General features: G+C 43.6%; 18 protein-coding genes. 8 read left to right on the top strand and 10 right to left on the bottom strand.

Annotation, left to right across the window (positions count from 1 at the left end; translation table 11 throughout):
- Positions 1 to 137 precede the first annotated feature (137 nt).
- The 8 genes from fis to rsmD form a co-directional block, all read right to left on the bottom strand.
- Positions 138 to 428, bottom strand: coding sequence for a DNA-binding transcriptional regulator Fis (fis, locus tag ABMY45_RS14120; RefSeq protein ID WP_010374122.1), 291 nt, complete (start codon positions 426 to 428; stop codon positions 138 to 140).
- Between the two features lie 45 nt (positions 429 to 473).
- Positions 474 to 1,439 (bottom strand): tRNA dihydrouridine synthase DusB, encoded by a 966-nt coding sequence (dusB, locus tag ABMY45_RS14115; RefSeq protein ID WP_010374120.1) that lies wholly within the window; start codon positions 1,437 to 1,439, stop codon positions 474 to 476.
- Between the two features lie 303 nt (positions 1,440 to 1,742).
- Entirely contained in the window at positions 1,743 to 2,615 is an 873-nt protein-coding gene (gene prmA, locus ABMY45_RS14110) for a 50S ribosomal protein L11 methyltransferase (protein ID WP_349289027.1), read from the bottom strand.
- A 74-nt stretch (positions 2,616 to 2,689) separates the two neighbouring features.
- The gene (rpoD, locus tag ABMY45_RS14105) at positions 2,690 to 4,540 is read right to left on the bottom strand and encodes an RNA polymerase sigma factor RpoD (protein ID WP_010607190.1); all 1,851 of its coding nucleotides are present in this window, start codon (positions 4,538 to 4,540) and stop codon (positions 2,690 to 2,692) included.
- A gap of 121 nt (positions 4,541 to 4,661) precedes the next feature.
- The gene (dnaG, locus tag ABMY45_RS14100; RefSeq protein ID WP_349289026.1) at positions 4,662 to 6,401 is read right to left on the bottom strand and encodes a DNA primase; all 1,740 of its coding nucleotides are present in this window, start codon (positions 6,399 to 6,401) and stop codon (positions 4,662 to 4,664) included.
- Between the two features lie 177 nt (positions 6,402 to 6,578).
- On the bottom strand, positions 6,579 to 7,025 hold the full coding sequence (locus ABMY45_RS14095; RefSeq protein WP_010374111.1) for a GatB/YqeY domain-containing protein: 447 nt from the start codon (positions 7,023 to 7,025) through the stop codon (positions 6,579 to 6,581).
- Between the two features lie 20 nt (positions 7,026 to 7,045).
- Entirely contained in the window at positions 7,046 to 7,261 is a 216-nt protein-coding gene (gene rpsU / locus ABMY45_RS14090; protein ID WP_010362466.1) for a 30S ribosomal protein S21, read from the bottom strand.
- 186 nt (positions 7,262 to 7,447) lie between these two features.
- On the bottom strand, positions 7,448 to 8,032 hold the full coding sequence (gene rsmD, locus ABMY45_RS14085) for a 16S rRNA (guanine(966)-N(2))-methyltransferase RsmD (protein ID WP_174170612.1): 585 nt from the start codon (positions 8,030 to 8,032) through the stop codon (positions 7,448 to 7,450).
- A 262-nt stretch (positions 8,033 to 8,294) separates the two neighbouring features.
- Between rsmD and ftsY the strand changes: the two genes are divergently transcribed.
- The 7 genes from ftsY to ABMY45_RS14050 all read left to right on the top strand — a co-directional run bounded on the left by ftsY (position 8,295) and on the right by ABMY45_RS14050 (position 16,055).
- Entirely contained in the window at positions 8,295 to 10,382 is a 2,088-nt protein-coding gene (ftsY, locus tag ABMY45_RS14080; RefSeq protein ID WP_349289025.1) for a signal recognition particle-docking protein FtsY, read from the top strand.
- Positions 10,383 to 10,495: 113 nt separating this feature from the next.
- On the top strand, positions 10,496 to 11,173 hold the full coding sequence (gene ftsE / locus ABMY45_RS14075) for a cell division ATP-binding protein FtsE (RefSeq protein WP_017218471.1): 678 nt from the start codon (positions 10,496 to 10,498) through the stop codon (positions 11,171 to 11,173).
- Complete coding sequence (gene ftsX, locus ABMY45_RS14070; RefSeq protein WP_010607197.1) at positions 11,170 to 12,156, top strand: permease-like cell division protein FtsX; 987 nt, start codon at positions 11,170 to 11,172, stop codon at positions 12,154 to 12,156. The genes ftsE and ftsX overlap by 4 nt, the downstream gene beginning before the upstream one ends.
- Positions 12,157 to 12,454: 298 nt before the next feature.
- Positions 12,455 to 13,312: an RNA polymerase sigma factor RpoH gene (rpoH, locus tag ABMY45_RS14065; protein ID WP_010374102.1), complete on the top strand. Its 858-nt coding sequence runs from the start codon at positions 12,455 to 12,457 to the stop codon at positions 13,310 to 13,312.
- A 194-nt stretch (positions 13,313 to 13,506) separates the two neighbouring features.
- Positions 13,507 to 14,220, top strand: a complete 714-nt coding sequence (locus ABMY45_RS14060) for a 1-acylglycerol-3-phosphate O-acyltransferase (RefSeq protein WP_029215903.1) — start codon at positions 13,507 to 13,509, stop codon at positions 14,218 to 14,220.
- Entirely contained in the window at positions 14,220 to 14,555 is a 336-nt protein-coding gene (rraB, locus tag ABMY45_RS14055; protein WP_010374098.1) for a ribonuclease E inhibitor RraB, read from the top strand. Before ABMY45_RS14060 ends, rraB begins: the two co-directional genes overlap by 1 nt.
- A 225-nt stretch (positions 14,556 to 14,780) precedes the next feature.
- On the top strand, positions 14,781 to 16,055 hold the full coding sequence (locus tag ABMY45_RS14050; protein ID WP_039493015.1) for an HD-GYP domain-containing protein: 1,275 nt from the start codon (positions 14,781 to 14,783) through the stop codon (positions 16,053 to 16,055).
- Here ABMY45_RS14050 and ABMY45_RS14045 read toward each other — a convergent pair.
- Complete coding sequence (locus ABMY45_RS14045; protein WP_010374094.1) at positions 16,052 to 16,369, bottom strand: hypothetical protein; 318 nt, start codon at positions 16,367 to 16,369, stop codon at positions 16,052 to 16,054. The two genes, ABMY45_RS14050 and ABMY45_RS14045, sit on opposite strands and share 4 nt — an antisense overlap.
- 373 nt (positions 16,370 to 16,742) lie before the next feature.
- Here ABMY45_RS14045 and ABMY45_RS14040 point away from each other — a divergent pair, with 373 nt between their 5' ends.
- Positions 16,743 to 17,999: an outer membrane protein transport protein gene (locus ABMY45_RS14040; RefSeq protein ID WP_253106043.1), complete on the top strand. Its 1,257-nt coding sequence runs from the start codon at positions 16,743 to 16,745 to the stop codon at positions 17,997 to 17,999.
- A gap of 47 nt (positions 18,000 to 18,046) precedes the next feature.
- Here ABMY45_RS14040 and mutS read toward each other — a convergent pair whose 3' ends face one another.
- Positions 18,047 to 20,638 carry a DNA mismatch repair protein MutS gene (mutS, locus tag ABMY45_RS14035; protein ID WP_349289024.1) on the bottom strand — a complete coding sequence of 864 codons (2,592 nt, stop codon included), beginning with the start codon at positions 20,636 to 20,638 and terminating at the stop codon, positions 18,047 to 18,049.
- Between the last annotated feature and the right edge of the window lie 6 nt (positions 20,639 to 20,644).

Genomic DNA, 20,644 nt, shown 5'->3' with positions numbered 1-20,644 from the left:
ATGACGATGTTAAAAGGCGAGATAAACATGAGAAAAGTGCGATATGAAAAGGATAAATGTCCGCTAGCTGCTGAATTTTAAACAATAAAAAAGCACCCGAAGGTGCTTTTTTATCAACTAAATTTTACCAGCAGTGCTTAGTTCATGCCGTATTTTTTTAGCTTCTTGCGAAGTGTGCCACGGTTGATGCCTAAAAGGATCGCTGCACGAGTCTGGTTACCACGAGTATAAGTCATAACCTCTTCAAGTAGAGGCGCTTCAAGCTCAGAAAGAACTAACTCATAAACGTCTTGTACGTCTTGACCATTAAGCTGCTTTAGGTAGTGATGTACAGCTTTTTTAACTGCATCGCGCAAAGGTTGCGGTTTCTCTTGTGACTGAACATGAGCGTTAGTAATAAATGGAGAAGTCACATTTTGTTCGAACATCGTTATGTCTCTTTCTTAGTTAGCCTGAAGGATGAATAAATTCATTCACCCTAATGTTTCAAAATAGTCTTCTAATGCCTCGATTTGCGCTTCTGGCGTCTCCAAGGCATTGAATACTCGCCTAAATTGACCTTCTTGGTCATGGGCCTGCAAATACCAAGATACATGCTTGCGTGCGATGCGCGCTCCCATTGGCTCACCATAGAATTGATGAAGATTTACTAAGTGCTCCATCAATATTGCTCGAACCTCTGCTATTTCAGGTTCTGGCAAATGTTCACCGGTTTGCAAATAGTGGTCTATTTCTCGGAAAATCCAAGGACGACCTTGGGCGGCTCGACCAATCATAATGGCATCTGCGCCCGTGTATTCCAGCACCTGTTTCGCTTTTTCAGGAGACGTAATGTCACCATTTGCTACTACAGGAATAGATACTGAACGTTTAATTTCTCTGATCGTGGCGTATTCAGCTTCGCCCTTATACATACATGCTCTTGTACGGCCATGCACGGCTAGCGAAGCAATGCCTCGACGTTCAGCTATGCGAGCAATCTCAACACCGTTACGATTGTCTGTGTCCCATCCTGTACGGATTTTTAACGACACAGGTACGTCAACGGCAGCAACCACAGCGGTTACGATTTCGTCAACCAACTCTGGATATTGCAACAATGCTGAGCCTGCAAGCTTCTTGTTCACTTTCTTAGCGGGGCAGCCCATATTGATATCTATGATCTGCGCACCGTTTGCGACATTAAATTGCGCTGCTTGCGCCATCAACTCAGGATCTGCTCCTGCGATTTGTACCGAGCGAATGCCCGATTCACCGCTGTGATCCATGCGATTTTGCGACTTATCGGTTTTCCACACTTTTGGATTTGAAGACAACATTTCTGATACCGCAAGCCCAGCACCTAGACGTCGACACAGTTGTCGAAACGGTCTGTCGGTGATCCCAGCCATTGGTGCTACGATAAGATTGTTTTCAAGTTGGTATGGACCAATACGCACTACAGTTTAATCCGCCTTACCTCAAGGGGCGCTAAGTTTACGGTTTTTTTCGCAAAAATCAAAGGTTATAAATTGAACATAATTGCTTTTTTTTTGAACTTTATGGGTTGACATTTGATAACAACCTGAGAGCCCAGATAATTTGCACGAAATTTATGCAAAAACAATTTTAAAGGTACAATTTGAGCCGAAAATTTAAGCTGTGAAAAATGCGTAAAGCCTGTTAATTACAGGCTTTACCAGTTAAAACTTACTAACTTTCATTGACTCGCTGATACTTTTGTCAGCGTTACGTTAGCAGCCTTATTTTTTCACACCGCTGACGCGCGTCCATTCACCCTGTTGAGCAATGTTGTCTAGCTTTAAAAATGGTGCATAAACATCCGCAACAGATTGCGCTTGCTCTTCTAAAATACCAGACATGGCGATGGCACCTTTGTCGCCCAAGAAGCCGAGAATGATTTCGTGTAGCTCTCTCAGCGGCTGTGCAAGAATATTAGCAACAACGATATCAGCACTGAATTGCGGCTGATTTTCAGGTAAATACACTTCTAGTTTATCTGCAACGCCATTGCGCTCGGCATTATCGCGGCTTGCGATAAGCGCTTGTGGATCGATATCAATACCAATTACACGCTCAGCGCCCAATTTGATTGCTGCAATGCCTAAAATCCCAGAGCCACAGCCAAAATCAACGACCGTTTTACCGCTGAGGTCTTGTTGTTCTAACCATTGCAGGCAAAGTGCGGTTGTAGCATGGGTACCAGTACCAAATGCAAGACCAGGATCCAGTAGCACATTGACGGCATTGGGATCTGGCACATCACGCCAGCTTGGGCAAATCCATAATCTCTCGCCAAACTTAATTGGGTGGAAATTATCCATCCACTCGCGTTCCCAGTCTTTGTCTTCTAGCTGTTCAAGCTTGTAGTTTAACGGCTTGTCATATTGTGACTGGACAAAGTGAACGACTGCTTGCATATCATGGTTCGCTTCAAATAAACCGATCACCGTTGTCTCTGGCCATAAGATGACTTCGCCAGGTTTTGGTTCGTAAACGGGATTGTTTTTACTATCCATGAATGTGACAGACGGACAACCGACATCCATAAGCATATCGCTTAACGCATCGGCATCGGCTTTATCTGAATAAATTCGGATTTGGATCCAAGCCATGTGTGTATACCTATTTAATCCAATTACTATAAAAAAGGCCGCTGAATAGCGGCCTTAATCTTATTTGCTACTTTTTAGCCCTTAACGTCTAAAAAGCTCTTTAATAGATCTGAGCGAGAAGGATGGCGCAGCTTACGTAGTGCTTTAGCTTCAATCTGACGAATACGCTCACGTGTAACATCAAACTGTTTACCCACTTCTTCTAACGTGTGGTCTGTATTCATATCGATACCAAAACGCATACGTAGTACTTTAGCTTCACGAGCTGTAAGACCTGCCAGTACTTCGTTGGTCGCGCCACGAAGACTTTCCATCGTTGCTGAATCAATCGGCGACTCGATAGTAGTGTCTTCGATAAAGTCACCAAGATGTGAATCTTCATCATCACCAATTGGCGTCTCCATTGAGATTGGCTCTTTGGCGATCTTTAACACTTTGCGGATCTTGTCTTCAGGCATCATCATACGTTCTGCCAATTCTTCAGGACTTGGCTCTCGGCCCATTTCCTGTAGCATTTGACGAGAGATACGATTCAGTTTGTTGATTGTTTCAATCATATGCACTGGAATACGGATAGTTCTTGCCTGGTCCGCAATTGAGCGAGTAATCGCCTGACGGATCCACCACGTTGCGTATGTTGAAAACTTGTAACCACGACGGTATTCAAATTTATCAACCGCTTTCATCAGACCGATGTTACCTTCTTGGATTAGATCTAAGAACTGCAGACCACGGTTGGTATACTTTTTAGCGATTGAAATTACAAGACGTAAGTTCGCTTCAACCATTTCTTTCTTCGCACGGCGAGCTTTTGCTTCACCAATACTCATGCGACGGTTGATGTCTTTAATACGCTCAATGCTAAGACCAGTGCTATCTTCAAACGCTTTAAGCTTGTTAACACAACGCTCGATTTCAGGTTTTACTTCAGCAAGTTTTGCTGAGTGTTTTTCACCTGATGCAATTTCAGCATCGATCCATGCGGTATCGGTTTCGTTATTAGCAAAGTGCTTAACGAAAACCTTTTTTGGTACCTTGGCAATTTGAACTGCTTGTTTCATGATGATGCGTTCTTGAACACGCACTTTATCCATCATGTCGCGCATGTTATTTACCATGCGGTCAAATTGCTTAGGAACTAACTTGAAAGTACGGAAGTGATCGCCGATTTCCTGAATTGCAGCTTTCGCATCTGGGTGCGAGCGACCTTTACTTTCAAAAATTTCTCGCGCGGCATTGTACAGCGTACGAAGATGTTCAAAATGCTCGCGAGCTTCTTCAGGATCTGGGCCAGAATCGCCTTCTTCTGAGTCGTCATCGTCATCATCTTCATCATCATCTTCGTCATCCAAGTCTTCATCACTTAGCTCAGAACCGATGTGTGTTGCTGAAATTGGCGCTTCGTTTTCCTCGACAGCATTAGGATCAAAGAAACCAGAAACAATGTCGCTTAGGCGCATTTCTTCCGCTTCGTACTTGTCCCATTGTTCTAGAAGATAAGTAATGGCTTCAGGGTATTCTGCAACAGAAATCTGTACTTGGTTGATCCCTTCTTCGATACGCTTAGCGATTTGGATTTCGCCTTCACGAGTTAGAAGTTCAACCGTACCCATTTCACGCATGTACATACGAACAGGGTCAGTTGTGCGGCCAATTTCTTTTTCTACTGTTGCTAAAGCCGCAGCTGCTGCTTCCGCAGCATCCTCATCTGTTGTTGTTTCTTGCATCATCAACTCGTCAGCATCAGGCGCATTTTCAGAGACCTGAATACCCATATCGTTGATCATGCTGATGATATCTTCTACCTGATCTGAGTCTATGATGTCTTGTGGAAGATGATCGTTAACTTCTGCAAAAGTTAAATAACCTTGCTCTTTACCTTTCTGAATCAGAAGTTTGAGTTGTGACTGAGGAGATTGATCCATAGAGAAATTTGCTTCCACTCTGAAAAGTTGATACAACAGGCGCCAGCTATTTAACAGCTAAATTTTGATGACGCAGTGAATAGAACATTATAGCACCGAAAATTGCTATTGACTAGAACTTCTACTGTTTAAGCGCTTGGGTAAGGAGTGCGCATTCTAGCCGCTCATCATTTGTTAGGCCTTCGGTTTTCTCCTTTATTAATAGGGTCTCTAGGCGATAATTTAAACACTGATCTTCAATAAATTGAAAAGTATTTTTAAATTCGTCTTCTAGCCTATCTTCAGCAACGCCATGTTGCCACACCGCAAGCTTTTTCAAGGCATCGAATTCAGCTTGGTCGCGATAATGTTCAAGTAACTGCGCTGTGTTTATTTGCGGGTTATCGTGACATAACATTTGTAAGCTCAGTAGCAGCTGAATACCTGGGATCGCCATTTCACCGAGTTCAGGCATATACTCAACCGTTTGCGCAAGCTGTGGATGTTGGAGCAGTAAGCCAATCGCTCGACGCATCGGCGTGACTTTAAATTGGCGCTCAATTTTATTCTGCTGCTTGTTACTTGCTAATTTAGCGCTAAGTTGCTCACGAGTACGACCAATTAACCTAGCTAAGGTAGTTAACAAACTCTCTTGGTAGTAGTCACTGGGTATTTTGCTGATCAGTGGAATGGCATCGGTAAGCAGCTTGGATTTGCCTGCATCATTTGTAAGGTCGCATTGCTCGCGTAATTTGGTAAACAATACTTGCGTATAATCGGTTGCCGTGTCCAGCCGCGCTTCAAAGGCGTCTTTGCCTTCTTGCTGTACTAATGAGTCTGGATCTTCACCATCAGGTAAAAAGACAAACTGTAGAGACTTACCGTCTTTTAAGTTAGGTAAAGCATGGTCAAGTGCACGCCAAGCCGCATCGCGGCCAGCTCTGTCACCGTCATAGCAGCATATCACTCTGTCGGTATTTCGAAACAAAGTTTGCATATGTTCAGCTGTGGTTGCAGTGCCTAACGCGGCAACGGCGTAATCAATGCCTTTTTCTGCAAGGGCAACGACGTCCATATAGCCTTCCACAATCAACACTTTATCTAATTGCTTATGTGCTTGTTTAGCTTCATAAAAACCATAAAGTTCGAAACTTTTATGGAAAATGCGTGTTTCAGGCGAGTTTAGATATTTAGGGCCTTGATCTGCACCCATTATCCTTCCGCCAAATGCGATGACACGACCACGTTTATCACGAATAGGGAACATCAAGCGATCGCGGAAGAAATCAAATTGGCGGCCAGCTGACTTTTCTGATGCTAATTTCAAATCAAGTAGCTGTTGTTTGTGCTCAGGCTTGCGGGCTATTTGATTACACAATGACTCCCACTCAGGTGGTGCATAACCAATCATAAACTTTTGTACAGTTTCGCCACTCAGGCCGCGGCCTTTTACGTAGTCAATTACTTGAGTGGCATTGCTATGGTGTTTTAACTGATGCTGGTAAAACTTAGCGGCTTGGAGCATTAAGTCATAGTCAGACTTTTTTTCTTCCATTGAACGCTGCGGCCCTTGCGGGGCGTTTTCGCGTGGTACTTCTAAGTTTAATAGGGCGGCTAATTCTTCAATAGCATCGACAAACTCAAGCTTGTCGTATTCCATTAAAAAGGAAATTGCGTTGCCATTAGCACCACAGCCGAAGCAATGATAAAACTGTTTATCACGTGACACGGTAAATGAAGGCGTTTTTTCATTGTGAAATGGACAGCAGGCTTGATAGTCTTTTCCTGCTTTTTTTAATCCCACACGACCGTCTATGAGCTCGACAATGTCCGCTCTTGCGAGCAAGTCATCAATAAACTGTCTAGGGATTTTGCCTTTCATTTAAGTTCCGAAGTTGTATTAGTGAGTGAGCGCATTATATCAAGGAGCAACGAGAAAAAATCAACTTAATTCAAGTGAGATATTTTATCAGCGCTGCATTGATGCGAATGACGCCTAAAACGAAGAAACCGAGCACTAGGCTCGGTTCACTTATCAATCATACAATTGTATGCGGGCTTAAGCGGTAAGTCTTTGCTTAATTAAACCAGAGACTTTACCCATATCAGCACGACCTTCAGCTTCTGCTTTAATCGCACCCATTACTTTGCCCATGTCTTGCATGCCTGACGCACCAGTTTGTGCAATCACGGCATCAATTAGCTCGACAATTTCATCTTCGCTAAGTGGCTTAGGAAGGAATGTCTCAAGTACGCTAATTTCGTTAGCTTCGATATCAGCTAAGTCTTCACGCCCTGCATCTTTATACTGGGTATAAGAATCGCGACGCTGCTTAACCAACTTAACTAAAACCGCAGTAATGCCTGCGTCGTCTAGTGTAGTTTGGTTGTCGATTTCTCGCTGTTTAATTTCAGCAAGTACCGCACGAATCGCGCCAAGACGAAGTTTCTCTTTGGCTTTCATCGCTTCTTTTTGCGCGTCTTTTAGCGTAACTAATAAGCTCATTGATACAAGACCAATACTGATTAGTATAATTTAACGCGACGTGCGTTTTCGCGAGAAAGCTTCTTCATGTGACGCTTAACCGCTGCAGCTTTTTTGCGCTTACGCTCAGCAGTTGGCTTCTCGTAGTGCTCGCGACGACGAACTTCAGAAAGGATACCTGCTTTTTCACATGAACGTTTGAAACGACGTAGTGCAACGTCAAACGGCTCGTTTTCTCTTACTTTAATTACTGGCATTAAAAATTCACCTACCTAATTAATGAGCTTAGCTCTATCTGGCTAAAAACTAGCCAATTGGTTCAAAAATGGTGCGGTATTGTAATCTGAAGCAAGACCGCATGTAAAGCCTAAATTATAGCTAAAAACACCAGCCCTGTCATGTCATACGCTAGCGGCTGTTTTTTCATTCTTTATGAGGGAATTTCAGCGCTGATACAGGCGGCAGATCACTTGTCCTGCATGCTTTTCTTTAATCACTTGCCAATTTTCTGGTGTTTCAGGCTGTGCCTCTTGTTCAAATTCAACATAGATGAGTGCTTCTTCGCTGAGCCAAGATTGTGACTCAAGTAAGGCACAACAAGGAGTCACAAGCTCTTTGCGAAAGGGTGGGTCAATAAAAACCAAGTCATATTGCTGTTGCTTAAGGTTATTTGCCAGCATGGTTAACGCGTCGGTATTAATGATTTCAACGTTATCCAGTTTGAGTAAAGTTGCATTATTGCTAAGCTGCGTCGCCGCGGTTTTATCCAGTTCGATAAAAGTTCCGCTTGCTGCGAAGCGTGAAATAGCCTCAAATCCTAGACTGCCAGCACCAGCAAAGCAATCGAGTACTTTTGCGTCTCTTACGTCCTGCATGAGCCAATTAAAAACGGTTTCTTTCATTCTATCTGTTGTTGGTCTTAATCCCGCAACATCATGAACTGGTAATTTGCGACCTTTATGCTTACCACTGATCAGGCGGATGAAACCAGACTGTTTGGTATTTGACTTAGGCTTAGATTTTCTCATAGCGACGTAATTTGCTTCTTTATTAAAGGTTCTTGGTGTCAGGATTTTTCATCCTTACGGAACATGGTACACTTGCACGCAATTTTGTCTAAGCACTAAGGTTGCCATCCTCGGCTTGCCTTTCGAGCCCAAAATTAAGTGTGATATCAATCCAAGTAAAAGCAATAAGCTGATGCGGATTGGCATTTTCGAGTATGGTAGCAAGATCATCAACATTTTGCTTTGGGTTTATGCAATTTATCTAACACGGTCATAAGTGAATATGGGAAAGAAAAACAAATTTTTATCTTGGTTGGGCTTTGGTAAATCCGATAAAGAGCAACAAGAAGCTGAACGCCAAGAACAGTTAGCAAAAGAACAAGCTGAGCGTGAGGAAGCAGCACGCCAAGAACAGTTAGCGAAAGAACAAGCCGAGCGTGAAGAAGTAGAACGCCAAGAACAGTTAGCAAAGGAACAAGCTGAGCGTGAAGAAGCGGAACGTCAGGCACAATTAGCAAAAGAACAAGCCGAGCGTGAAGAATCAGAACGTCAGGCACAACTAGCGAAAGAACAAGCCGAGCGTGAAGAGGCAGAACGTCAGACACAATTAGCAAAAGAACAAGCTGAGCGTGAGGAAGCAGAACTTCAGGCACAACTTGCGAAAGAACAAGCTGAGCGTGAGGAAGCAGCACGCCAAGAACAGTTAGCGAAAGAACAAGCCGAGCGTGAAGAAGCGGAACGCCAGGCACAATTGGCGAAAGAACAAGCCGAGCGTGAAGAAGCAGAGCGTCAGGCACAATTAGCAAAAGAACAAGCTGAGCGTGAAGAGGCTGAGCATCAGGCACAATTAGCGAAAGAACAAGCCGAGCGTGAAGAAGCCGAACGTCAGGCACAATTAGCAAAAGAACAAGCTGAGCGTGAAGAGGCTGAGCATCAGGCACAATTAGCAAAAGAACAAACTGAACGTGAAGAGGCCGAACGTCAGGCGCAATTAGCAAAAGAACAAGCTGAGCGTGAGGAAGCAGAGCGTCAGGCACAATTAGCGAAAGAACAAGCCGAGCGTGAAGAGGCTGAGCATCAGGCACAATTAGCAAAAGAACAAACTGAACGTGAAGAGGCCGAACGTCAGGCGCAATTAGCGAAAGAACAAGCTGAGCGTGAAGAAGCAGAGCATCAGGCACAATTAGCAAAAGAACAAGCTGATCGTGAAGAGGCCGAACGTCAGGCGCAATTAGCAAAAGAACAAGCTGAGCGTGAGGAAGCAGCACGCCAAGAACAGTTAGCTAAAGAACAAGCTGAGCGTGAAGAGGCAGAACGCCAGGCGCAACTAGCGAAAGAACAAGCCGAGCGTGAAGAGGCAGAACATCAGGCACAGCTAGTTAAAGAACAAGCCGAGCGTGAAGAGGCAGAGCGTCAAGCACAATTAGCTCAAGAACAAGAAAAGCCGAAAAAAGAAGGTTTCTTCTCCCGCCTTAAAAAAGGCTTGTTGAAAACCAAGGCCAATATCGGCTCAGGCTTTGCTTCGGTATTCAAAGGCAAGAAAATCGATGATGAGCTGTTCGAAGATCTAGAAACGCAATTGCTAACGGCTGATATTGGTGTTGAAACCACGATGAAGCTAATAGATAACCTGACTGATGCCGCTGATAGAAAGCAGTTAAAAGACGGTGAAGCTTTATATGATCTAATGAAAAAAGAAATGTCAGAGATCTTAAAGACGGCTGAGCAACCGCTTGAGATCCCTGCCGATAAGAAACCTTTTGTTATTTTAATGGTCGGCGTAAATGGCGTTGGTAAAACGACAACAATCGGTAAGCTTGCCAAACAGTTTCAAAGCGAAGGTAAATCCGTCATGTTGGCGGCTGGCGATACTTTCCGCGCGGCTGCGGTAGAGCAGTTGCAGGTATGGGGTGAAAGAAACAGTATCCCTGTTGTTGCCCAGCACACAGGTGCTGATTCTGCGTCGGTGGTATTTGATGCCTTCCAAGCCGCTAAAGCGAGAAATATCGATGTATTAATAGCGGATACAGCGGGTCGATTACAAAATAAAGATAACCTAATGCAAGAGCTTGAGAAGATAGCTCGAGTAATGAAAAAGTTAGACCCAGACGCGCCACATGAAGTGATGTTGACGATTGATGCCGGAACTGGTCAGAATGCGATTAGCCAGGTAAAACTGTTTAATCAAGCGGTTGGCTTAACTGGTATCACGTTAACTAAGCTTGATGGTACAGCCAAAGGTGGGGTTATCTTTGCTGTGGCGGATCAGTTTAAGGTGCCAATTCGATATATTGGTGTAGGTGAAGGCATTGATGACTTACGCACCTTTAAGAGTGATGATTTTATCGAGGCATTGTTCAGTCAAGAATAAATAGAGACATCAGTTGCAATAAAGCGGGCAAATTTGCCCGCTTTATTCGATTGCCGAATTGCTACAATGCCACGGACTGAGTGTCATGGTTAAAATAAGTATAAGAGGCCAACATGATTAAATTTGAGCAAGTGAGCAAAACTTATCCTGGTGGGCACAAAGCACTGGAAAAAGTGAGCTTTGAACTTGCAAATGGAGAACTCGCATTTTTAACCGGCCACAGTGGCGCTGGTAAAAGTACATTATTAAAGTTGGTTAGCGTGATGGAAAGGCCATCAGCAGGCCGTGTCTACATTAATGGTGTCGATCTCAATACGGTATCTAACCGGCAAGTTCCTTTTGTTCGCCGAGATATTGGGATTATTTTTCAAAACCACCGCCTACTCGAACGTTACAGCGTATTTGATAACGTCGCACTACCTTTAGTTATTGAAGGTACTCACCATAAACAGATCACCAAAAGAGTACATGCCGCTCTGGACAAGGTGGGTTTGCTTGATAAAGCAAAGTGCCATCCGAGTGTGTTATCTGGAGGTGAACAGCAACGTGTTGGCATAGCAAGAGCGATTGTTAACTCGCCGCCTTTGCTGCTTGCAGACGAACCTACGGGGAACTTAGACCCAGAACTATCGATGGAAATTCTGAACTTATTTGAAGAATTTAATCGCCGTGGTACATCCGTTCTTATCGCTACTCATGATTTGGGGTTAATAGCACGTATGAAATACCGTAGCTTCACGCTTAATCAAGGACGCATGCTACAAGATCCGCTGGCGGAGGACACGCTATGAGTTTGCTGTTTAAAGGACGAGGAAATCAGGCTGAACAGAGTAAAAAGTCGATATTTCATCATTTTTACTTTTTTTGTTTGATGATTATTCGTCAAGGTGTACAGAGCCTTGGGGAAATGTGGCGTACGCCAATGGCCTCTTTAATGACTATTCTAGTTTTGGGGCTCAGCCTGACATTACCTGCGACGCTTTATGTGGTAGTGAAAAATGTACAGCAGGTAAGTAGCGGGTTTAAAGAGGCATCTGAAATATCATTGTTCGTTAAAGATGAAATGACTGAGGCACAGACACAAACTCTGGTGAAGCGACTTGCACTCTATCCAGAAATAGAAAAAGTAGTACTGATAAGTAAAAGCCAAGCTTTGGATGAATTTAAGTCAATGTCAGGCTTTGGTCAGGCGCTTAACTATTTAGAAGAAAACCCGCTGCCTAATGTCGTGCTGGTAACGCCTGTTAGTCGTTTTAGAAAACCACAAGCCGCAACAGAGCTTCTCACTAAGCTTGAAAAAGAGCGCGAGGTTGAATTTGGTAAGCTGGATATTGAATGGCTAGAGCGCCTAAATGCACTACTGGGGTTACTAAAAGAAAGTGTGATCACCGTGGGGTTTCTATTGCTTAGCGCCGTTATCTTGATTATTGGAAATACCATACGCTTATCCATCATGGACAAGAAAGAAGAAATTCAAGTGCTAAAACTGGTGGGAGCGACCAATACCTTTATTCAGGCTCCGTTTCTTTGGACTGGTGTATGGTATGGGATAGTTGGTGGTTTGGTTGCCTTTATCTGTGTTGGCCTTATGTTGTGGTGGCTGGAGTCAGCTGTATCTACAGTTGTTGGGGTATATCAAAGCAACTTTGTGCTTCAGGGAATGGCAGGGAATGAACTGTTAGTGCTACTTGGCACTGCGATTACTTTAGGGTTTGTAGGCTCTTTTCTTTCTGTACACCGTTATATCAAAGAGATTGAACCTGAAAAAGTATGATTTAACGCTACAAACACCAACCGACTGCTAAAGTGTAGCAGTCGGTTGCCAATTACTATCAGGTTTTAGCACTCAAACAATCAGAACTATTTAAATTTAGCACTGTCATAAAAAAATAATATCGTAAAAAGAAGCCTAGTTAATTCAATATTTTTAATATTATTCAGTAGGTTATATTTTACTTTTGAAGTTCTTCTAAAAAGGTTGATTTTAAAAATCAGATAAAGTAGATTGCATTTAGCACTCTAGATGTTAGAGTGCTAAATATACACGAAACGGTTTATCACTGAGGTGAAACATGACTAAAGATTTATACGCATTAGCACTAACTGGGCAGCAAAGCGCAAGCGTTGAAGGTTACCTTCAATCTGTAAGCACAATACCTATGCTTGGCGCTGAGGAAGAGAAAAAACTTGCGACACGTCTTCAGGAAGAAGGGGATCTTAACGCGGCTAAGCAACTCATTATGTCTCATTTGAGATTTGTTGCTCACATCGCAAAAAGTTATTCGGGCTATGGCCTACCTCAGGCTGATTTAATCCAAGAAGGAAATATTGGGTTGATGAAAGCAGTAAAGCGTTTTGACCCAAGCGTGGGTGTGCGCCTTGTTTCTTTTGCGGTACATTGGATTAAAGCAGAAATCCATGAATATGTATTAAAGAACTGGCGTATTGTTAAAGTTGCGACGACAAAAGCGCAGCGTAAATTATTCTTCAATCTACGCAAAAATAAAAAGCGTTTAGGTTGGTTTAACCAAGACGAAGTGACAACGGTTGCAAACGAGCTTGGTGTAAGTGAGAAAGAAGTTCGCGAGATGGAGTCTCGTATGGCAGGCCAAGATATGGGCTTTGACCTATCTGCTGACGATGATGAAAGCCAAGCGGGTAACTTCTCTCCAGTACAGTATTTAACAGACACAAGTAGCGACCTTGCCGAAGAAGTTGAGCAAGAACAGTGGCAAGAGCAGTCACATAATCGCCTATTTGCAGCACTGAAAACGCTTGATGAGCGCTCTCAAGATATCGTAAGTGCACGTTGGCTTGCTGACGAAAAAGCAACATTACAAGATCTTGCTGAGAAATATAGCGTGTCGGCAGAGCGTGTACGCCAGCTAGAAAAGTCAGCAATGAAAAAGCTGCAAAACGCAATGAGCTAAATTTTGCAAAAATGATAAATCGTGTGTCAAATGCCGCTACTCAGCGGCATTTTTATTTTCTGTAAATAGATCAGTATCTTAACTATCATACTCTGAGATTCCTCTGGCAGCCTCTAAACTATCATCATTTTGAGCTTACAAGTGTTCGCTTATTTTATTATAATGCGCAAGATTTTAATTCTGGAGTGGTTAAATTGATTGCCATTATACGAATTCTCTTATTAACAGTGTTTATCATTGTTAGTGGTATTTGCGGATTGTTATTGTGCATTGTGCGCCCTTTTCATGCTAACAATGTGCACACGATAGCCAAATGGTATGGCTATATGTCAAAGTTGATAGGCGTTGAGTTGGTGATAACGCAGCATGAAAATGCCAAGCATGTTGTCCCCGCGATGTATGTTGCAAATCACCAAAATAATTATGATCTCTTTACGCTGCCGGCCGTGGTGCCAAAAAACACCGTCAGCATGGGGAAAAAAAGTTTAAAGTGGATCCCGTTTTTTGGACAAATGTATTGGCTATCTGGCAACATTTTGATTGATAGAGCCAATCGTTCTAAAGCCTTAGGAACACTGACCAAATCAGCAAAAAAAATCACCGAGTCAAAACTATCGGTTTGGATGTTCCCTGAAGGGACCAGAAGCTATGGTCGCGGTTTGTTGCCATTTAAAACCGGGGCATTTCACACCGCAATGAGCGCCAATGTGCCTATTATCCCAGTATGTATGAGTTCAACGCATGAGCAGATAAAGCTCAATCGTTGGAATAATGGTAAGGTCTATATCGACATGCTAGAACCGGAATATTTAGACCCTGAAGTGCCAGCAAGGGATCACGCTGCTCAGATCCATGCTAAAATGGCTCAAAGAATAGCTGAATTAGATGCAAAAGCGAGATTAAAATAATGGAAAACTGGCGTGAGATAAGTGAAGATATCGTTTCTTCATTGCTAGAAGACGGTTCAAACCCTGAAACGCTTTATGAAGTAGAACATCACTTTGTAAGTGAGGATTTTGACAAGCTGGAAGCAGCAGCATTAGCGGCATTTAAATTGGGCTATGATGTTGAAGAACCAGCAGAGCTTGAGCTCGAAGACGGCGGTAAAATTTGGGGCTTTGATGTTGTAGTAGAAGCCGAACTGGATACCGACGTTATCATGGAAGACGTAGACAAGTTAGAAAAGGTTGCACTAGACGCTGGCGTTGAATACGACGGCTGGGGAACTTATTTCCAAGAATAGCAACTGTATAAAACCCAGCATGTATATGGTGTTGGGTTTCCCCTTCTGCAACACTTCATAAATACCTCAAATTAAATCACTTAATTAAGTAAACTGGTATAACAAGCGTTTCTGAGTGGTTGTAATTTCACCATACCTTTGTGTGAATTTAATCTGAATAGATGGTGTTTCACCTCATTCAATGGTATTAATATTCATTGGCTAACTACGTAGTGTAAGCGATTCATGCAGATTGTCCTCCCAATTGAAGATCTTAGACCTGGCATGTTTGTGGATAATGTTCACAAGCATAAGTCTGACGCGGGTATTAAGATCAAATCTCGGGGAATGGTCAGAGATGAAGCCATCATTCAAAAGCTGATTGACAAAGGAGTACTGGAGCTCACTATAGACTTTACGCAGAGCGATATTCCTGTACCACAGAAATACCAGCAGCCAGCAGAACCGGTCACTGAAGCGCCACAAACCCCTGAAGAACCTGCCGCCAAAAATGGCATGGATGGCAGTCTTTCCACCGCTCGCAGCAAGCCAAAATCCAAAGCTAAAACGGTGAGTAAAGAACAAACTTTGCAGCAAGAATTTGCGGTTGCGATGCAAAAGTTTGAAAAGAATAACCGTCAGATCCAAAGCCTCTATGGAGATGTAACATCGGGTTTGAAGGTCGATATGAGCCTCATCAATGAGGTAAGTAAAGACATCGTCGATTCGGTACTGCGTAATTCAAATGCGATGGCGATTTTAACTCGGATCAAAGACAAAGATGCCTACAATTGGCGTCATATGACCAATTGCGCAATTCTGATCACCGTATTTGCCAAGCACCTCGGTTTGCAACATCACATTATTGAACAGTTAGCCATGGGGGCGATGTTGCATGACATTGGTCACGCTAAGTTACCGCAGGGGCTTATCAATAAGCCGGGCAATTTTACCGATCTTGAGTATCGTGCGGTCAAAAAACATGTGGCACAGTCTTTAGGGTTGAGCAAAGGAGAGTCTGGGATCACGCCAATCATGCTGGACATGATCATCAACCATCATGAACGCTTAGATGGTACAGGTTATCCGAGAGGGATTAAAGACGACGCACTCAGCACCGCGGCAAGAATGATGGCGATTGTGGATGTATACGACGCCATAACCTCAGATCAGCACCACAAAGAGGCTGATGAGCCTATTAATGCATTACGCTTTTTGCTGTCGAGTAAAAAGCAATTTGATCCTATTCTAGTGCAGCGTTTTATTAAGTGTATGGGGGTTCACCCCGTAGGGACTATTGTTAAACTGACCAACGAGCGATTAGGATTGGTACTCGAAGGCAATAAACATGCGCCCACGGCGCCTCTTGTACGAGTGTTTTACAATACCAAACATCTCCACCATGTTACGGCAAAAGATTTGGATTTAAGCGAGTCAGACATCAAAGTGATCGCAAGTGTCAGGCCGCTTGATTATCAAATTAACCTCTCACGATTGCTAAGAGATCAATTATTGATTTAAGGTTTGGATTGCGCGACCGGAAAGAAAGCGTTTTTACAGCGTCTTTTGAGATTTTGCCATCTAGCAGAGAGCATTGCGCCAGTCATACAGCTTGCCATCATTAATATCCACAGTAATGTTCCCTTTTCCGAATGTAACGCCGCACAGCTTAGCAGCAGTGATAGCAGCGCTGCGACAATTGCACCTAGCCAGTATTGACTGACCGGATTATCACACTCTCCTGCGTGGCGACAGGCACAGTAGTTTGCTTTGCACAGGCAATATACGCTGAGACCGCAAAATACCAATGCGCAAACGATTAATGCTATCGACATGTTGTTCTCCTTGGCACGATTAGCACACAGAATGACTCATACTCAGATTGAAGAGTGTATATAAGGGATGAAGGTACGTCAATGATATTGGTAATTATTATCATTTGATAATTTATCTCATCCGATGAGTTTATAAAGTGCGTAATTTGTTCGTTATATGTTCACTTAATCAACGAAAAGTCGCAAAAAAGGAGATTTCTACTCCACTTTTAGGTAGGGTGTCATGAATTTATTATTCTGCCAATTTGGTGGGTGTGTGGCATAGCTGGATATTGGCTAGGTGAGCAAGGTCAAAGTGAGGCTACGCAGTGTTACTCGAATTGGTTTTTTTAACCATTACTCAGGAAATGGTTAGTTCACAGGGGATTAGAGTATGAACAAAGTATTATTAGGTCTTATCGCATCAGGTGCGATTTTATCGTCATCACAAGCACTAGCTGCCGCCTTTCAACTTGCGGAACAAAACGTATCTGGCCTTGGTCGTGCTTATGCGGGTGAAGCATCTGCAGCCGACGATGCGTCAGTGGTTGCACGTAACCCAGCATTGATGGGTAAGCTATCAGGCACGCAATTATCAGTAGCAGCTATGTATGTTCAACCGGACGTAAGCCTGACGGGAACAGGTACTAGCAATGGTATCCCTGCAGCAGCGTTAAATGACAACAGCATCGCACCAAGTGCTATTATTCCTGCTATATATGCAACACACAAATATAATGACCAATGGTCGATTGGTGCAGGTATCTATTCACAGTTTGGCCTATCTACAGAATTCGATAAGGATTATGTTGCTGGCCAAATCGCGGGTGAAACTGAAATTAAGACCGTTAACTTAGGCATTTCAGCTGCTTACCAAATTGATGAGCAATGGAGCGTAGCGTTTGGTATTAATGAAGTTTATGCCGATGCTAAAATCGTCCGTAACCTTGGCGCGACAACGACAGGTTTGCCAGCAAGTACTCAAGCAGTACATTTAGAAGGTGACGATTATGGCTTTGGTTGGAACCTAGGCGTTGCTTATCAAATTGATGAAAACAACCTAATCGGCTTCCATTACCGTAGTGAAACAGATATCACATTTGATGGCCACTTTAGCAACGACTTACCAGCAGCGATTGGCGGCTTGAATGGCGCGTCACTACCGGGTTCAGTAGATGTAACGTTACCTGCGATTGCTGAGATCTCAGGTTCTCATAAACTAAACCAAGAAACCTCACTACACTACAGCGTACTTTGGACTGGCTGGAATAGTTTTGATGAACTTGAAGCTGTAGTTGGTAACGCAGGTTCAGTATTCACTAAAGAAGAGAATTTTTCTAATTCATTACGTTTTGCAGTTGGTGCTGACTATCAGCTTAGTAATGCGGTGAAACTACGTGCAGGTATGGCGTATGATGAATCACCAGCGGATGAAAACCATCTGTCTATCTCAATTCCTGATACAGACCGTACGTGGTACTCATTTGGTGCGGAGTATACACTTGCTAACCAAGCAACTGTAGATTTCGGGATCAGTGTTTTAAGAGGTAAAACACAAACTTTCACTGAAGCTGACAGATTCAGTGAGTGGGGCTATCGCTCTAAAGGCCATGCGATGATCTTTGGTCTTCAATATAATCACAAGTTCTAATTGTGAGAGAACATTAAAAAAGCGGCTTTTAGCCGCTTTTTTACTTTCTATAGCATAGATTTAAGTTGATATAGCAAAGCATGAGCTTGCTTTGGTGTCATATCATCGGGATCCATATCTGCAAGTAGCGCTTCAACCTCAGAAGGCTCATTAGCAAGCATTAAGCTCTGCTGTACAGGCGCTGTAACATGAACAGGCTTATCGCCAACGACGCTCTGATGTTGCTCTAACAAAGCGAGTTTCTGTTTCGCCAACTTAATCACCGCTTTTGGCACGCCGGCAAGACTAGCTACCTGTAAACCAAAACTCTTACTTGCAGCTCCTTCCATTACTGTGTGTTTGAAGGCAATGGTATCGTTATGTTCAACGGCATCCAAATGCACATTAACAAGGCCGGCTTGCTGCTCAGCCAATTCGGTTAACTCAAAATAATGAGTTGCAAACAGTGTTTTTGCTGCAATTTTGCTGGCGAGATAATCCGCTGTCGCATAAGCGAGTGATAAACCGTCATAGGTGCTTGTCCCGCGACCAATTTCGTCCATTAGCACCAATGATTGGGCGGTTGCATTGTTTAAAATGGTTGCAGTTTCGGTCATTTCAACCATAAAGGTTGAGCGCCCAGAGGCAAGGTCATCACTGGCACCAATGCGAGTAAAAATACGATCGACAATACCGATGGTAGCCGCGCTTGCCGGTACATAGCTGCCAATATGCGCCATCAACACAATTAACGCGGTTTGACGCATATAGGTCGATTTACCACCCATATTTGGTCCAGTAATAATGAGCATTTTACGTTCATCATTGAGTTTTACTGGATTGGCAATGAACGGCTCTTTACTTACTTGTTCTACGACTGGGTGGCGACCATCCACTAAATCAATTTCAGTGCCCTCGGTAAGCGTGGGCTTGCAATAGTCTAGTGTCTGAGCACGTTCAGCTAAGGTGTTTAGTACGTCCAAATCGGCAAGCGCCGCTGCCATGACTTGCAATTGTTCAATATAAGGAGCGATGAGTTCAAAGAGCTCTTCATATAGGCGCTTTTCAAGTGCTAGTGCTTTCGATTGGCTACCAAGCACTTTGTCTTCATGTTCTTTTAGCTCAGGAATAATGTAGCGTTCGTTATTTTTCAGTGTTTGTCTGCGAATGTATTCCGCAGGCACTAAGTGCGAATTGGCCCGGCTGATCTCAATATAAAATCCGTGAACGCGGTTATACCCAATTTTTAATGTCGAGATCCCTGTGCGTTCGCGCTCTCTTTCTTCAAGTTTTTCTAAAACATCCGTGGCACCTGCGCTTAATGCGCGTAGCTCGTCAAGCTCTGCATTGTAGCCCTGTGCTATTACTCCACCATCACGAATGAGAACAGGGGGATTGTCGATAACCGCTCGTTCTAACAAATCTTGTAACTTAGGTAATGCAGGTGAATGGCTAATAATAGACTGAAGTCTCGTATCCGTCGCATCTTGTAAAATATCATGCAGTGGCGGTAACGCTTGTAATGCACTTCTTAAGCGCGTTAGATCACGCGGACGAGCGGTAAATAACGCTAACCGGGCTACGACTCGTTCAATATCGCCAATGTGTTTTAGTGCATCGTAAACTTCCATACATAGTTGTTGTTCGATAAGGCTCGCAATCGCATTGAGTCGAGCATTGAGCTCTTTGCGTTCGCGCACGGGCGTATGAATGCGGCGTTTTAGTAAGCGCGAACCCATGGCTGTTGAAGACTTATCTAAAATCTGCGCTAAGGTGTTTTCAACACCGCCAGAGAGGTTTAGAGTTAGCTCTAAGTTTTTGCGCGTCGCGGCATCTAAGATCACCGCGTGCTCATTCTTTTCGAGCGTGATCGCACGAATATGAGGTAATGCAGTGCGTTGCGTGTCTTTCACGTATTGCATGACACAACCCGCGGCGATTAAACCCATATTGGCATTGTCGACACCAAAACCGACTAAGTCGCAGGTTGCAAACTGCTGACAAAGTAAATGCTTTGCTGTGTCTAAATCAAACTCCCAATCTGGACGGCGACGACTGCCTTTAATGCTTTCTAGCACTAAAAGGTTCTGAAATGATTCTGGATATAACAATTCTGCGGGCTGCAAGCGCTGTAGCGTGGAATTAAGTGCTTCGTCAGTCTGTAGCTCTACGATATTAAATCGGCCCGAGTTAATATCAAGATAGGCAACGCCATAACCTAAGTTTTTTGGATGTTGGTAGACCGCCGCAAGTAAATTATCTTGGCGTTCTTGCAATAGTGCTTCGTCGGTGACGGTACCTGGAGTAACAATACGCACAACTTTACGTTCTACAGGACCTTTACTGGTCGCTGGGTCGCCAACTTGCTCACAAATAGCAACAGATTCACCCAGTTGTACCAAGCGAGCTAAGTAGTTTTCAACTGCATGATAGGGAACACCTGCCATTGGAATTGGATTGCCACCGGCTTTACCGCGATAGGTTTGAGATATATCGAGAAGCTGCGCCGCTCTGATAGCATCGTCAAAGAAGAGTTCATAAAAGTCGCCCATGCGATAGAACAGCAAGATTTCTTGATGCTGAGCTTTAATTCGCAGGTATTGCTGCATCATTGGGGTTTGTTGGTTTATAGTGTGTTCTGAATATAGATCTGACGACATTGTTGA

The organism is Pseudoalteromonas sp. XMcav11-Q (assembly GCF_040104525.1).
GTDB lineage: Bacteria > Pseudomonadota > Gammaproteobacteria > Enterobacterales > Alteromonadaceae > Pseudoalteromonas.
Note: the sequence above shows the minus strand (reverse complement) of the source record. Positions and strands in the feature narration are given on the sequence as shown.

What these genes read in the sequence shown, in the direction of transcription:
- fis (WP_010374122.1), bottom strand. Translation starts at nt 428, where the DNA reads ATGTTCGAACAAAATGTGACTTCTCCATTTATTACTAACGCTCATGTT.
- prmA (WP_349289027.1), bottom strand. Translation starts at nt 2,615, where the DNA reads ATGGCTTGGATCCAAATCCGAATTTATTCAGATAAAGCCGATGCCGAT.
- rpoD (WP_010607190.1), bottom strand. Translation starts at nt 4,540, where the DNA reads ATGGATCAATCTCCTCAGTCACAACTCAAACTTCTGATTCAGAAAGGT.
- dnaG (WP_349289026.1), bottom strand. Translation starts at nt 6,401, where the DNA reads ATGAAAGGCAAAATCCCTAGACAGTTTATTGATGACTTGCTCGCAAGA.
- ABMY45_RS14095 (WP_010374111.1), bottom strand. Translation starts at nt 7,025, where the DNA reads ATGAGCTTATTAGTTACGCTAAAAGACGCGCAAAAAGAAGCGATGAAA.
- rpsU (WP_010362466.1), bottom strand. Translation starts at nt 7,261, where the DNA reads ATGCCAGTAATTAAAGTAAGAGAAAACGAGCCGTTTGACGTTGCACTA.
- rsmD (WP_174170612.1), bottom strand. Translation starts at nt 8,032, where the DNA reads ATGAGAAAATCTAAGCCTAAGTCAAATACCAAACAGTCTGGTTTCATC.
- ftsY (WP_349289025.1), top strand. Translation starts at nt 8,295, where the DNA reads ATGGGAAAGAAAAACAAATTTTTATCTTGGTTGGGCTTTGGTAAATCC.
- ftsE (WP_017218471.1), top strand. Translation starts at nt 10,496, where the DNA reads ATGATTAAATTTGAGCAAGTGAGCAAAACTTATCCTGGTGGGCACAAA.
- ftsX (WP_010607197.1), top strand. Translation starts at nt 11,170, where the DNA reads ATGAGTTTGCTGTTTAAAGGACGAGGAAATCAGGCTGAACAGAGTAAA.
- rpoH (WP_010374102.1), top strand. Translation starts at nt 12,455, where the DNA reads ATGACTAAAGATTTATACGCATTAGCACTAACTGGGCAGCAAAGCGCA.
- rraB (WP_010374098.1), top strand. Translation starts at nt 14,220, where the DNA reads ATGGAAAACTGGCGTGAGATAAGTGAAGATATCGTTTCTTCATTGCTA.
- ABMY45_RS14050 (WP_039493015.1), top strand. Translation starts at nt 14,781, where the DNA reads ATGCAGATTGTCCTCCCAATTGAAGATCTTAGACCTGGCATGTTTGTG.
- ABMY45_RS14045 (WP_010374094.1), bottom strand. Translation starts at nt 16,369, where the DNA reads ATGTCGATAGCATTAATCGTTTGCGCATTGGTATTTTGCGGTCTCAGC.
- ABMY45_RS14040 (WP_253106043.1), top strand. Translation starts at nt 16,743, where the DNA reads ATGAACAAAGTATTATTAGGTCTTATCGCATCAGGTGCGATTTTATCG.
- mutS (WP_349289024.1), bottom strand. Translation starts at nt 20,638, where the DNA reads ATGTCGTCAGATCTATATTCAGAACACACTATAAACCAACAAACCCCA.